This window comes from Microbacterium sp., from assembly GCF_036823965.1.
Lineage (GTDB): Bacteria > Actinomycetota > Actinomycetes > Actinomycetales > Microbacteriaceae > Microbacterium.
In genome coordinates this window covers 163,491-176,754 of record NZ_DAITBE010000006.1, presented here as the reverse complement: position 1 = coordinate 176,754, position 13,264 = coordinate 163,491, and the positions used below count along the sequence as shown (strand labels likewise).

Genomic DNA, 13,264 nt, shown 5'->3' with positions numbered 1-13,264 from the left:
TGCAGCTCGTGCGCTCGGGCAGGCCCAAGCCTAGGCCGTGATGCGCTCCCGCACGATCGGGCCGCGCTCGGTCGCTGCGTCTCCGATCGCCCATGCACCCTCGAGTGCCTCGAGCGCGCGCGGGAAGCGTGCCTCATCGGCGGCCGACAGCGTGAACAGCGGCTGTCCGGCGACGACGCGGTCGCCCGGCTTGGCATGAAGGTCGATGCCGGCCTCGAAGACCACAGGATCCTCGGCTCTGGCGCGGCCGGCGCCGAGGCGCCAGGCTGCGACGCCGAACGGCAGCGCATCGAGGCGGGCGAGCACGCCGTCCTCCGGCGCGGTGACCACGTGGGTCTCGCGGGCGGTGGGCAGCGGCGCATCCGGGTCGCCGTCCTGCGCGCGGATCATGGCCTTCCAGCCGTCCATCGCGCGGCCGTCGTCGAGCGCACGCTCGACATCGGCGTCCGGCTGTCCGGCGAGCGCCAGCATCTCGCGGGCGAGGGCGATCGTGAGTTCACGCACGTCGGCAGGGCCGCCGCCGGCGAGGATCTCGACCGACTCGCGGACCTCGTTCGCGTTGCCGATCGCGAGACCGAGCGGCACGTTCATGTCGGTGAGCAGCGCCGTGGTCGCCACACCCGAGTCCGTGCCGAGCGCGACCATCGTGCGCGCGAGTTCGCGGGCACGATCGATGTCCTGCATGAAGGCGCCGGAGCCGAACTTCACGTCGAGCACGAGCGCGTCGGTGCCCTCGGCGATCTTCTTCGACATGATGCTCGACGCGATCAGCGGGATCGCCTCGACGGTGCCGGTCACGTCGCGGAGCGAGTAGAGCTTCTTGTCGGCGGGTGCGAGCCCGGAGCCTGCGGCGCAGATGACCGCACCGACATCGCCCTGCATCTGGGCGAACATCTCCTCGTTGCTGAGCGCAGCGCGCCAGCCGGGGATCGACTCGAGCTTGTCGAGCGTGCCGCCGGTGTGACCGAGACCGCGCCCGCTGAGCTGCGGCACCGCGACGCCGAAGACCGCGACGAGCGGCGCGAGCGGCAGTGTGATCTTGTCGCCGACGCCGCCGGTGGAGTGCTTGTCGACCGTCTTCTTGCCCAGCGATGCGAAGCTCATCCGCTCCCCCGAGGCGATCATCGCGTCGGTGAGCACCCTGATCTCGTCGCGCTCCATGCCGCGCTGGAAGATCGCCATCGCGAACGAGGCCATCTGCGCGTCGGACACGTAGCCGCGCGTGTAGGCGTCGACCATCCAGCGCAGCGCCTGCTCAGGAACGACACCGCCATCGCGCTTGGCGCGGATGACATCCACCGCGTCGAAAGGCTCTACGGTCATCGTGCGTCCTCCAGGTCGCGCGGCCCGAACGCGTCGGGCAGCACCTCGTCGATCGTTCGGATGCCGGAGACGGTCTCCAGCAGCATCCCGGGCATCGCATGCTCGAACAGCAGCTGCCGGCAGCGGCCGCACGGCATGATCGTCTGCCCGTCGTTGTTCACGCACACGAAGGCGACGAGCTGCCCGCCGCCCGACATGTGCAGGTCGCCGACCAGCGCGCACTCGGCGCACAGGGTCACGCCGTAGGAGGCGTTCTCGACGTTGCATCCGGCCACGATGCGGCCGTCGCCGACCAGCGCCGCAGCACCAACGCGGTAGCGCGAGTACGGTGCGTACGCCTTGGTCATGGCTTCGGTGGCGACCTGACGGAGCTCGTCCCAGTCGATGTCTGTCATTGCGATGGTTCCCTTGTCTCGACGGGCCTAGGACTTGATGTAGGGCTCGCCGTCGGCGGCAGGCGCCCGCGACTTCCCGACGAGTCCGGCCACGGCGAAGATCGTCACGACGTACGGGAGCATCAGCATGAACTGGCTCGGCACCGGAGAACCGATGACGCTCAACACGCCCTGCAGGTTGGTCGCGAAGCCGAACAGGAGCGCCGCGAGCGTCGCCTTGATCGGGTCCCACTTGCCGAAGATGACCGCGGCCAGCGCGATGAAGCCGGCGCCGGCCGTCATCTCCTGGTTGAACCGAGGCACTGCGACGAGCGTGTAGAACGCACCGCCGAGACCGGCCACGGCTCCCGCGAGCAGGATCGCGCGGTACCGGGTCGCCAGCACCTTGATGCCGACGGTGTCAGCGGCCTGCGGGTGCTCGCCGACAGCGCGCAGGCGCAGGCCCCACCGAGTGCGGTACAGGCCGAACCACACCAGCGCGACCACGAAGTACATCAGGTACACGATGAACGACTGGCGGAACAGGATCGGGCCGATGACCGGGATCTCGCTGAGGAACGGGATCGGCACCGCAGTGAAGGTGTCGGGGCTGTTGAGCGTCTCCGTGTTCGGTGCCAGCACCTGACGGAAGAGGAACGTGGTCAGACCGATCACCAGCACGTTCAGCACCACGCCGACGATGACCTGATCGACGAAGTACGTGATGGTGAAGACGCCGAGCACGAGAGCGACGAGCATGCCGGCGCCCATCGCCGCGACGAGACCCGCCCACGGCGTTCCCGCCGCCGAGGCTGCGATCGCTGCCGAGAACGCGCCCGCGAGCAGCTGTGCCTCGATCGCGATGTTGACGACGCCGGCGCGCTCGCCGATCACGCCGCCGAGTGCGCCGAAGATCAGCGGGGTGGCGAGGGCGAGTGCACCGCCGAGCAGTCCGACCATGGGCAGCGTCGCGCCGGCGGCGGCCCACGCGAGGAAGCCGATCAACAGCGCTGCGACGTAGACGACCACGAGCCACAGCGGGGTGCGGCGACGCGCGTTCGCCAGGAACACGGCGAACGCGGTGGCTGCGGCGAGCAGGACGACCGAGATCCAGGCCGTGGCCGTGGACGGCAGCACGATGTCGGGCACCGTGAAGAAGGCGTCGCCCGATGCGAGCCGGAAGGTGGTCGCGCCCTCGCGGGAGGCGAACAGCGGCAGCAGGGCGAACAGGACGGTGAAGATGCCGAAGATGATCGGCGCCTTCCACGAGACCACGGCGACCGTGCGGGGCGCTTCGATCTGCGCTGGCGTGGTGGATGCGACGCTCATGCGGACACCTCCTGCTTCTTCGACGCGGTGGTCGTTCGGGTCTTCTTCCGCGAGGGGCGGCCCGGCTGCGGGAGTCCGAACATCGCGCGCACGAGCGGCGGCGCCGCGATGAACAGCACGATCAGCGACTGCACGACGAGCACGATCTCGATCGGGATGCCCTGCGAGGACTGCATCGTGAAGCCACCGGTCTTGAACGCCCCGAACAGCAGACCTGCCCCGAGGATGCCGATCGGCGAAGAGCGTCCGAGGAGCGCCACCGTGATCGCGTCGAAACCGATGCCGGCATCGATCGCACCGCCGAAGCCGCTGGTCTCGGTGCCGAGGATCTGGCTGACCCCGGCGATACCGACGAGGGCACCGGCGATCAGCATGACCGAGAGGTACATGCGTCCGACGTCGATACCGGCGACGCGAGCGGCCGCAGGGTTCTCGCCGACGGCGCGGAACCGGAAGCCGAGCGAGGATCGCTCGAGCAGCCACCAGGCGAATGCCACGGCGGCGAGGGCGATCAGGAAGCCGAAGTGCAGTTTGTACCTGTCACCGAGCAGCAGCGGCAGCACGGCCGAGTCGGGCATCGGCGCCGTCTTCGGGTTGCTCGAGCCCGGCGCCTGCAGAATGCCCTGCGTCGCCAGCATCCAGGCGAGCAGATAGACCGCGATGTGGTTGAGCATGATCGTGGTGATCACCTCATGTGCTCCGGTTCGCGCCTTCAGGAGCCCGGCGATGCCGGCCCACAGTGCGGCGGCCAGCATGCCGGCGATGATCGCGGCGATCAGGTGCAGCGGGAACGGGAGGTCGATCTTCGTCGCGACGTATCCGCCTGCCGCGGCTGCCATCAGCATCTGTCCCTGACCACCGATGTTGAACAGTCCGGCGCGGAACGCGAGACCGACGCCGAGACCGGCGGCGATCAGCGGGGTGGCGAACTTCAGCGTCTCGGTGAGCGGACGGATGCCGGTGGCGAAGTCGTCTGCGTTGAAGTTGTAGATCGCGCCGCGGAACAGCGCAGCGTACGCGCCGGAGACCGAGCTCCAGATCGCGGCGAGCATGTCACCGGGTCGGGCGAAGAAGTACCCGGCGGCCGCCTGGACGTCTTCGTTCGTCGCTGCGATCATGATCGAACCGACGACCACGGCGATCAGCACGGCGAGCACCGAGATGATGCCGTTGCCGGTGACGATCTGCTGGAATGCCACGCGCCACCGCGAGGGGGCGACCAGGGTCTGGGGGTCCGCGAGCGGCCCTCTTGGCTCTGCGGCGCTCATGCGCTGTCTCCGTTCATGCCGGCCATCATCAGGCCGAGCTGGTCACGAGGCGTGTCGCCCGGCACGATGCCGACGACTCGCCCGCGGTACATCACGAGGATCCGGTCAGCGAGTGCCGCCACCTCGTCGAGTTCTGTGGAGATCACGATCACCGGCACGCCGGCATCTCGGGTGTCGACGATGCGTTTGTGGATGAACTCGATCGATCCGACATCCACGCCGCGCGTGGGCTGCGCTGCGACGAACAGCGACAGGTCGCGGCTCAGCTCGCGCGCGAGCACGACCTTCTGCTGGTTCCCGCCGGAGAGACGCCCCGCGGCCTGCGCCGGCCCCTGGGTGCGGATGTCGAACTCCACGATCTTCTCGCGGGCGAACTCGTCCAGCGCACCGCGACGGACCGTCCCGGCCGAGACGAAGTCCCCGCCGAACGAACGGTCCAGCATGAGGTTCTCCGCGATCGAGAACTCCTTGACGAGTCCGTCGACGCTGCGATCCTCCGGCACGAACCCGACGCCGGCGTCGAGGATCTGGCGGACGCTGCGTCCGACGAGCTCTTCGCCGTCGAGGCGGATGCTTCCGCGCACGTGCTCCTGCAGGCCGATGATCGCCTCGGTGAGCTCGGTCTGGCCGTTGCCCTGCACGCCGGCGATCGCCAGCACCTCTCCGCCGCGCACCTCGAACGAGGCGTCGTCGACGAGCACGGTGCCGACCCGGTCGGTGACCGTGAGGCCCTGCACGACGAGCCCGTTGTCGCGGAGGGTCGGCGCGTTCTTGTGCACCGTGAGCTCGACCGCGCGGCCGACCATGAGTGAGGCGAGCTCCTCATTGGAAGCCGTCGGCGACGCTTCGCCGACGACCTTGCCGAGGCGGATGACCGTGATCCGGTCTGCGACCTCGCGCACCTCGCGCAGCTTGTGGGTGATGAAGACGATCGAGGTGCCCTGCGCCTTGAGCGTGCGCATCGTCGCCATCAGCTCGTCGGTCTCCTGCGGGGTGAGCACTGCGGTCGGCTCGTCGAACACGAGGACCTTGGCCTCGCGAGAGAGTGCCTTGATGATCTCGACGCGCTGCTGGATGCCGACCGGAAGATCCTCGACGAGGGCGTCGGGGTCGACGTCGAAGCCGAAGCGTCCGGAGATCTCGCGCACCTTCGCGCGGGCTGCGGCGAGGTCGAGACGGCCGCCGAAGCGGGTCTGCTCATGGCCGAGCATGACGTTCTCGGCAACCGTGAACACCGGGATCAGCATGAAGTGCTGGTGCACCATGCCGATACCTGCGGCCATCGCGTCGCCGGGGCCTGCGAAGTGCTGGACGGCGTCGTCCAGCAGGATCTCTCCTTCGTCGGCCTGGTAGAGCCCGTAGAGCACGTTCATCAGCGTCGATTTGCCGGCGCCGTTCTCTCCGAGAAGACAGTGGATCTCGCCCTCGTTCACGACGAGATCGATGTGGTCGTTGGCAGTCAGAGCGCCGAATCGCTTCGTGATGCCGCGGAGTTCAAGCTTCATGGTGTCGATCCTATTCAGCAGACCGGTCGGCCGGGAATGCCTCCCGACAGGACAGAACGGGGAGGCCGGCACGCGCCGGCCTCCCCGTTCTCAATGTGTCACTCGCTCAGGTACGAGGTGACGGTGACCTTGCCGTCGATGATGTCCTGACGCAGCTGCGTCAGCTCATCCTGCAGGCCGGAGTCGACCTTGTCGGAGAAGTTGTGCAGGTCGGAGATGCCGACGCCCTCGTTCTCCAGCGTGCCGATGTAGGCCTCCGGGTCGAACTCGCCCTTGCCGCTCGCGAGGACTGCCTCGTAGGTCGACAGGTCCATCGCCTTGAGCACCGAGGTGAGGACGACGTCAGCCGTGCTCGGGTCGGTCTCGAAGAGGTCTGCGTCGGCGCCGATCAGGGCGATGTCCTTGCCGGACTCCTTGATGGCCTGCTGGGCCGACTGGTAGATCGGTCCACCGACCGGGAAGATCACGTCGACGTCCTGGTCGAGGATGTTGACCGCGACCTGCTTGGCGTCCTGGTTGGCCTCGAAGCCGCCCGTGAAGGAACCGGTCTTGCCGTCCCAGCCGACGACCTGGACGTCAGCGCCCTTGACCTCGTTGTAGTGGTCGACGCCCTGCTTGAAGCCGTCCATGAAGATCGTGACGGTCGGGAACTCCATGCCGCCGAACGTTCCGACCTTGCCGGTCGTCGAGTAGCCGGCCGAGAGGTAGCCGGCGAGGAACGCCGCCTGTGCCGTGTCGTAGAGGAGCGGCTTGATGTTGTCCGCGTCCTTGGTGCCGTCGAAGTCGTTGTCCGCGGCGTCGTCGACCAGGATGAAGTCGATGTCGGGGTTGGCGGTCGCGGCCTCGACCGTGGCTGCCGAGAGGGCGAAGCCGACGGAGACGATCGCGTTGCAGTTCTCGTCGACGAGGTTCGTGATGTTGGGGCCGTACTCGGTCTCCGCGTTGGACTGGACGTCCTTCAGCTTCACGCCGAGTTCTTCAGCGGCCTTGGTGGCGCCTTCGAAGGAGAGCTGGTTGAACGACTTGTCGTCGAAGCCACCCATGTCGGAGACGATGCAGGGGAGGAAGTCGGGTGCCGCGGCGTCGCCGCCGTCGCCGCCCGATTCAGCCGGTGCCTGGCCACAGCCGGCGAGTGCGAAGATGACGCCGGCGGCGATGGTCGCGCCCAGCAGCTTCTTGGTGGTGGAGATGGTCAACGGATGCCTCCCTCAACGAACCGCGGCCCTCGCGGATCGATCAAAGTTACCCAGTGTTTCGTCGATTCCGCGCGCCGCCGGCCCCTGTGCCAGTGAATGGTTATGAACCTGGAATCAAGCGACCGATGAGCGGAGGGCGCTGCTCATCAGAGCACATCCCCGCGTCCGGTGAGCTTGAGCGATTCGACGACGCCCTTCACGCGCTGCGCGTGCTCGACCGTGGTGACCAGCAGCGCGTCAGGAGTGTCGACGACCACGATGTCCTGCACACCCACCAGGCTGATGACGCGTGAGGTCTGGCTGACCAGGATGCCGCTCGCCCCGTCCGTCAGGACCCGTGCGTTCGGGCCGAGGACGGCGAGGTCGTTCTTGCGGCCGTGCGTGATCAGCTTGGTCAGCGAGGCGAAGTCGCCGACGTCGTCCCAGTCGAAGTGTCCAGGCACCACGGCGAGCCGTCCTCGGCGGGCCGCCGGCTCGGCGACGGCGTAGTCGATCGCGATCTTCTTCAGACCGGGCCAGATCCGATCGACGGCCGGGCCACGCGTCTCACGGTCGTCCCAGGCCTCGGCGAGTTCGAGGAGACCGGCGTGCAGCTCCGGCTCGTTCGCTTGCAGCTCCTCGAGCAGCACACTCGCCCTCGCGATGAACATGCCGGCGTTCCACAGGTAGTCGCGGTCGGCGAGATACGCCTTCGCCGTCTCGAGGTCGGGCTTCTCCACGAAGCTCTCGACCAGCGCGGCCTCGCGGGCGCGCTCGACGACGAGTTCCGCCCCCTTCCTGATGTAGCCGAACCCGACGGCCGGCTCGGTCGGCGTGATGCCGATCGTGCAGATGTACCCGTCGCGAGCGACCTCGACGGCATCCCGCACCGTGAACTCGAACACGCGGGTGTTGCGGATGACGTGGTCCGCACTGAACGAGCCGATGATCACCTCGGGGTCCCTGCGATGCAGGATCGCCGCGGCGAGGCCGATCGCGGCCGCCGACTCGCGCGGCTCCGACTCCAGGAAGACGTTGAGGTCGGCGATGCCGGGAAGCTCGGCCTCGACCGCCGCGCGGTGCGCACGACCGGTGACCACCGCGATCCGATCGGGACCCGCGAGCGGTTCCAACCGATCCCAGGTGTCGCGGAGCAGAGAGTGCCCGGATCCCGTCAGATCGTGCAGGAACTTGGGGGCGTCGGCGCGGGACAGCGGCCACAGCCTGCTCCCGATGCCGCCGGCCGGGATCACCGCGTAGAAGTCCTCGATGGGTTCGGTCACCTCGCCAGCGTACCTGTGCCCCTCCCCGACATCCTGCTCCGGTTAGGGTCGCCTTCGTCGCTCCCAGTCATCTGACAGGAATAGGATGGACGACGATCGGGCATGCCTGACTTTCGACAGGATCACTCTTGGACGAGCGCAGCGCACGCGACCGACGCTCATCGATCCAGGGAGGACGACCGTGTCCACAAGCGCTCGCTTGACACCGTCGATTTCGGAAACCACGTCCAAGACCCCCCGCGGCACCCTCTATCGGGGTCGCGAAGGCATGTGGTCGTGGGTGCTTCATCGCATCACCGGAGTCGCCATCTTCTTCTTCCTGTTGGTGCATGTGCTCGACACTGCGCTGATCAGGGTCTCCCCCGAGGCGTACAACGCCGTCATCGGCACGTACAAGAACCCGGTCATGGCGCTCGGCGAGGTCGTCCTCGTCGCCGCCATCGTGTTCCACGCGATGAACGGCCTGCGCATCATCACGGTCGACTTCTGGTCGAAGGGCGCCAAGTATCAGCGCCAGCTGTTCTGGGGCGTCATCGGCGTGTGGGCCATCATCATGGCCGGCTTCGTGCCCCGCCACCTGATGCTCGCGTTCGCCGGCTTCGGAGGAGGACACTGATGACCGCCCAGACCGTCGTCGCCCCTGCTCGCCGCCAGCGCGGCTTCAACCTCGAGAAGTGGGGCTGGGTCTTCATGCGCGCCTCGGGCATCGTGCTCGTCGTGCTGATCTTCGGCCACCTCTTCATCAACCTGATGGTCGGCGAGGGCATCCACGCTCTCGACTTCGCCTTCATCGCCGGCAAGTTCGCCACGCCGTTCTGGCAGTGGTGGGACGTCCTGATGCTGTGGCTCGCTCTGATCCACGGCGCCAACGGCATGCGCACCATCGTCAACGACTACGTCACGAACGAGAAGGCCCGCAAGGCACTGGTCTGGGCGCTCGGCCTCTCGGCCGGCCTGCTGATCCTGCTCGGCACCCTCGTCGTGTTCACGTTCGACCCCTGCTTGGGCGTCACAGAGGACAGCGTCCTCTGGAGCGAATGCGCTGCGCTGGTCGGGAACTGAGAAGAAGGTTAAAGAAGAAGTGACTACCGAGACGCAGGATTCCGTCGTCCGTGACGGCGTGCATTACCACCAGTTCGACATCGTGATCGTCGGCGCCGGAGGCGCCGGCATGCGCGCGGCGATCGAAGCAGGTCCCGGCGCGAAGACCGCGGTGATCTCCAAGCTGTACCCGACGCGTTCCCACACGGGGGCGGCGCAGGGCGGCATGGCGGCTGCGCTCGCGAACGTCGAGGAGGACTCCTGGGAGTGGCACACCTTCGACACGGTCAAGGGCGGCGACTACCTCGTCGACCAGGATGCGGCGGAGATCCTCGCGAAGGAGGCCATCGACGCGGTCATCGACCTCGAGAACATGGGTCTGCCGTTCAACCGCACGCCGGAGGGCAAGATCGACCAGCGTCGATTCGGCGGTCACACGGCTGAGCACGGCAAGACGCCGGTGCGTCGCGCCTGCTACGCGGCGGACCGCACCGGGCACATGATCCTGCAGACGCTGTTCCAGAACTGCGTGCGCCTCGGCATCAACTTCTTCAACGAGTTCTACGTGCTCGACCTGCTGACGGTGAAGGATGCCGACGGCAGGACCCAGGTCTCCGGCGTCGTCGCATATGACCTGGCGACCGGCGAGCTGCACGTCTTCCAGGCGAAGGCGGTGATCTTCGCGACCGGCGGCTTCGGCAAGATCTTCAAGACGACGTCCAACGCGCACACCCTCACCGGCGACGGCGTCGGCATCGTCTGGCGCAAGGGCCTCCCCCTCGAGGATCTCGAGTTCTTCCAGTTCCACCCGACCGGCCTCGCCGGACTCGGCATCCTCCTCACCGAGGGCGCTCGAGGCGAGGGAGCGATCCTGCGAAACGCCTCCGGTGAGCGCTTCATGGAGCGGTACGCCCCCACGATCAAGGACCTCGCACCCCGTGACATCGTCGCGCGCTGCATGGTGCAGGAGGTCGCGGAGGGTCGCGGCGCCGGGCCGCACAAGGACTACGTGCTGCTCGACTGCACGCACCTGGGCGCCGAGGTGCTCGAGACCAAGCTCCCCGACATCACGGAGTTCGCCCGCACGTACCTGGGCGTGGACCCGGTCGTCGAGCCGGTTCCTGTGATGCCGACAGCGCACTACGCGATGGGCGGCATCCCGACGAACAATGACGCCGAAGTGCTGGCCGACAACGACACCGTCGTGCCCGGCCTGTACGCCGCCGGCGAGTGCGCCTGCGTCTCGGTGCACGGCGCCAACCGCCTCGGCACCAACTCGCTGCTCGACATCAACGTGTTCGGCAAGCGCGCAGGCCGCAAGGCCGTCGAGTACGTGAAGACGGCCGAGTTCGTGCCGCTTCCCGAGAACCCCGCCGGTTTCGTGTCGGGCATGATCGAGGATCTGCGCAACAACCAGGGCACCGAGCGCATCGCGGTGCTCCGCAAGACCCTGCAGGACGAGATGGACAAGGGCGCGCAGGTGTTCCGCACGCACGAGTCGCTCGAGCACGTGCTCGGCGTCATCAAGGAACTGCGCGACCGCTACATGAACGTCCACGTCGACGACAAGGGCAAGCGGTTCAACACCGATCTGCTCGAGGCCGTCGAACTGGGCTTCCTGCTCGACATCGCCGAGGTCGTGGTCTACGCCGCCCAGAACCGCCAGGAGAGCCGCGGCGGTCACATGCGCGACGACTTCCCGACGCGCGACGACGAGAAGTACATGAAGCACACGATGGCGTATCTGACCGGCGATCCGCACTCGTCGACGCCGAGCGATCACATCAAGCTCGACTGGAAGCCCGTCGTGTTCACCAAGAACGACAAGGGTGAGTTCAACTACCCGCCGATGGAGAGGAAGTACTGAGCATGTCGACCGCCATCGCCGAAGCTCCAGCAGACACGACCGAAGAGGCTGCGATCCAGTCCTTCATCGTCACCTTCAACATCCGCCGTTTCGACCCTGAGGTCGATGCAGAGCCGCACTGGGTCGACTACGACGTGGAGCTCTACTCCACCGATCGCGTGCTCGATGCCCTGCACAAGATCAAGTGGGAGGTCGACGGCTCGCTGACCTTCCGCCGATCCTGCGCCCACGGCATCTGCGGCTCCGACGCCATGCGCATCAACGGCCGCAACCGCCTCGCCTGCAAGACGCTGATCAAGGACCTCGACATCTCGAAGCCGATCTACGTCGAGGCGATCAAGGGCCTGCCGCTCGAGAAGGATCTCGTCGTCGACATGGAGCCGTTCTTCGCCTCCTACCGCGAGGTGCAGCCGTTCCTCGTTGCCAGTTCCGTGCCGGAGAAGGGCAAGGAGCGCGTCCAGACGATCGCCGACCGCGAGATCTTCGACGACACCACGAAGTGCATCCTGTGCGCCGCGTGCACCTCGTCGTGCCCCGTGTTCTGGACCGACGGACAGTACTTCGGACCGGCAGCGATCGTGAACGCGCACCGCTTCATCTTCGACTCTCGCGACGACAACGCCGCAGTCCGCCTCGACATCCTCAACGACAAGGAGGGCGTCTGGCGCTGCCGCACGACCTTCAACTGCTCCGAGGCCTGCCCCCGCGGCATCGAGGTCACGAAGGCGATCGCCGAGGTCAAGCAGGCGGTCCTGCGCGGTCGTCCCTGACGATCGCATCGAGCATGCATTCCGGAACAGGCGGTCCCAGCAGGGACCGCCTGTTCCTGCATCCGCACCTGTGCAGACCGCTCGCGCCTTCGCCCCTTGGATAGGGTGGACAGGTGTCTGAACCCGCTGGCGCCGCGACCGATCCCGGTCGCCTGGATGCGGCTGTCGAACGTGCGACGGCACTGACTCAGCGCACGCTCGGGCTCTTCCCGGTCCGGGTGTGGCGACATTTCCTGCAGCACAACGGGTTCCTCCTCGCTGCAGGTGTGAGCTATCAGGCGCTCTTCGCGATCTTCGCGGCGATCTACCTTGCCTTCGCGATCGCCGGCCTCTGGCTCGGTGGCAGCGAGGACGCCGTCGATGGCCTCATCGTGATGATCAACAGCTACATCCCGAACCTGATCGTCCCCGACGGCGGTCTCGTCACGCCGGAGCAGGTGCAGGAGATCGCTGCGAACACGACCGGCGTCCTGAGCGTCACCGGTCTGATCGCCCTCGGCACCGTGATCTGGACCGCGATCGGATGGGTCACGTTCTCGCGACGCGCGACCAGGGACATCTTCGGACTCCCGCCCGACCGGCGCAGCTACGTGCTGCTGAAGGCCCGCGACCTCCTGGCGGCCGCGATCTTCGGCGCCGCGCTCGTCGCCGGATCGATCCTCAGCTCCGCCAGTGCGGCGGTGCTGAGCTGGCTCCTGAGCCTGTTGGGCTGGGACTCCGGCTCCGACGGGGTCAACGTCGGCATCCGCATCGGCACCGTCCTGGTCTCGTTCGCCCTGATGTCCGCGGCGTTGGCGGCCATGGTCCGCTTCCTCACCGGAACCTCGCTGCACTGGGGCACGATCTGGCCGGGCGCGCTGCTCGGCGGCGGCGCGATGACCGTCCTCCAGTACGGCGCGGGCTTCCTGCTGAGCTACACGCCCTCGAATCCGCTGCTCGCCACGTTCGCCATCTTCATCGGACTCCTGCTGTGGTTCCGCGTCAACGGAGTCGTGATGCTGGTCGCGTCCTCGTGGATCGCGGTCGCCGCGCTGGACCGCGATCTCCCCCTGGAGCAGCAGACGGAGGCACAGCGTCGTGAGGCCGAGTACCAGACGCTGCTGACGGCGGCGCGAATCCGGGTGCGGGACGCGCACGCCGCACGCGAGCGCGCACCGTGGTACCGCACGCCGGCAGCGCGGGCGGCCGTGCGGGATGCCGAGCGCGAGCTCGCTCATCTCCAGGCTTCACCGCCGCCGCCGCCGGCGCCGATGACGCCGCTCGCGCAACGGCTGCTGTCCGAGCTGAACAGATCGGACCGGGATGTCGGCGGTGCTCGTTAGGCTGGAA

Annotated in this window: 12 protein-coding genes; 5 read left to right on the top strand and 7 right to left on the bottom strand. The window is 67.4% G+C overall.

Features of this window, described 5'->3' with window-relative positions:
- Positions 1-30: 30 nt before the first annotated feature.
- The 7 genes from V7Z82_RS12065 to V7Z82_RS12035 form a co-directional block, all read right to left on the bottom strand.
- On the bottom strand, positions 31-1,323 hold the full coding sequence (locus V7Z82_RS12065) for a thymidine phosphorylase (protein ID WP_334151797.1): 1,293 nt from the start codon (positions 1,321-1,323) through the stop codon (positions 31-33).
- A complete protein-coding gene (locus V7Z82_RS12060) occupies positions 1,320-1,718 on the bottom strand; it encodes a cytidine deaminase (RefSeq protein WP_334151796.1) in 399 nt (132 codons plus the stop codon). The genes V7Z82_RS12065 and V7Z82_RS12060 overlap by 4 nt, the downstream gene beginning before the upstream one ends.
- Before the next feature lie 27 nt (positions 1,719-1,745).
- The gene (locus tag V7Z82_RS12055) at positions 1,746-3,026 is read right to left on the bottom strand and encodes an ABC transporter permease (protein ID WP_334151795.1); all 1,281 of its coding nucleotides are present in this window, start codon (positions 3,024-3,026) and stop codon (positions 1,746-1,748) included.
- On the bottom strand, positions 3,023-4,294 hold the full coding sequence (locus V7Z82_RS12050; protein ID WP_334151794.1) for an ABC transporter permease: 1,272 nt from the start codon (positions 4,292-4,294) through the stop codon (positions 3,023-3,025). The genes V7Z82_RS12055 and V7Z82_RS12050 overlap by 4 nt, the downstream gene beginning before the upstream one ends.
- Positions 4,291-5,799, bottom strand: a complete 1,509-nt coding sequence (locus V7Z82_RS12045; protein WP_334151793.1) for an ABC transporter ATP-binding protein — start codon at positions 5,797-5,799, stop codon at positions 4,291-4,293. Before V7Z82_RS12045 ends, V7Z82_RS12050 begins: the two co-directional genes overlap by 4 nt.
- Positions 5,800-5,897: 98 nt before the next feature.
- Entirely contained in the window at positions 5,898-6,995 is a 1,098-nt protein-coding gene (locus V7Z82_RS12040) for a BMP family lipoprotein (protein ID WP_334151792.1), read from the bottom strand.
- Between the two features lie 146 nt (positions 6,996-7,141).
- Positions 7,142-8,257 carry a mannose-1-phosphate guanylyltransferase gene (locus V7Z82_RS12035; protein ID WP_334151791.1) on the bottom strand — a complete coding sequence of 372 codons (1,116 nt, stop codon included), beginning with the start codon at positions 8,255-8,257 and terminating at the stop codon, positions 7,142-7,144.
- A 181-nt stretch (positions 8,258-8,438) separates the two neighbouring features.
- Between V7Z82_RS12035 and sdhC the strand changes: the two genes are divergently transcribed.
- From sdhC to V7Z82_RS12010, 5 genes are all read left to right on the top strand, one after another.
- Positions 8,439-8,873 (top strand): succinate dehydrogenase, cytochrome b556 subunit, encoded by a 435-nt coding sequence (sdhC, locus tag V7Z82_RS12030; RefSeq protein WP_334151790.1) that lies wholly within the window; start codon positions 8,439-8,441, stop codon positions 8,871-8,873.
- Complete coding sequence (locus V7Z82_RS12025) at positions 8,873-9,319, top strand: succinate dehydrogenase hydrophobic membrane anchor subunit (RefSeq protein ID WP_334151789.1); 447 nt, start codon at positions 8,873-8,875, stop codon at positions 9,317-9,319. The genes sdhC and V7Z82_RS12025 overlap by 1 nt, the downstream gene beginning before the upstream one ends.
- Before the next feature lie 19 nt (positions 9,320-9,338).
- Positions 9,339-11,165, top strand: coding sequence for a succinate dehydrogenase flavoprotein subunit (gene sdhA, locus V7Z82_RS12020; RefSeq protein WP_334151788.1), 1,827 nt, complete (start codon positions 9,339-9,341; stop codon positions 11,163-11,165).
- A gap of 2 nt (positions 11,166-11,167) precedes the next feature.
- Positions 11,168-11,935, top strand: coding sequence for a succinate dehydrogenase iron-sulfur subunit (locus V7Z82_RS12015; protein WP_334151787.1), 768 nt, complete (start codon positions 11,168-11,170; stop codon positions 11,933-11,935).
- A gap of 113 nt (positions 11,936-12,048) precedes the next feature.
- Complete coding sequence (locus tag V7Z82_RS12010) at positions 12,049-13,257, top strand: YihY/virulence factor BrkB family protein (protein WP_334151786.1); 1,209 nt, start codon at positions 12,049-12,051, stop codon at positions 13,255-13,257.
- Positions 13,258-13,264 lie beyond the last annotated feature (7 nt).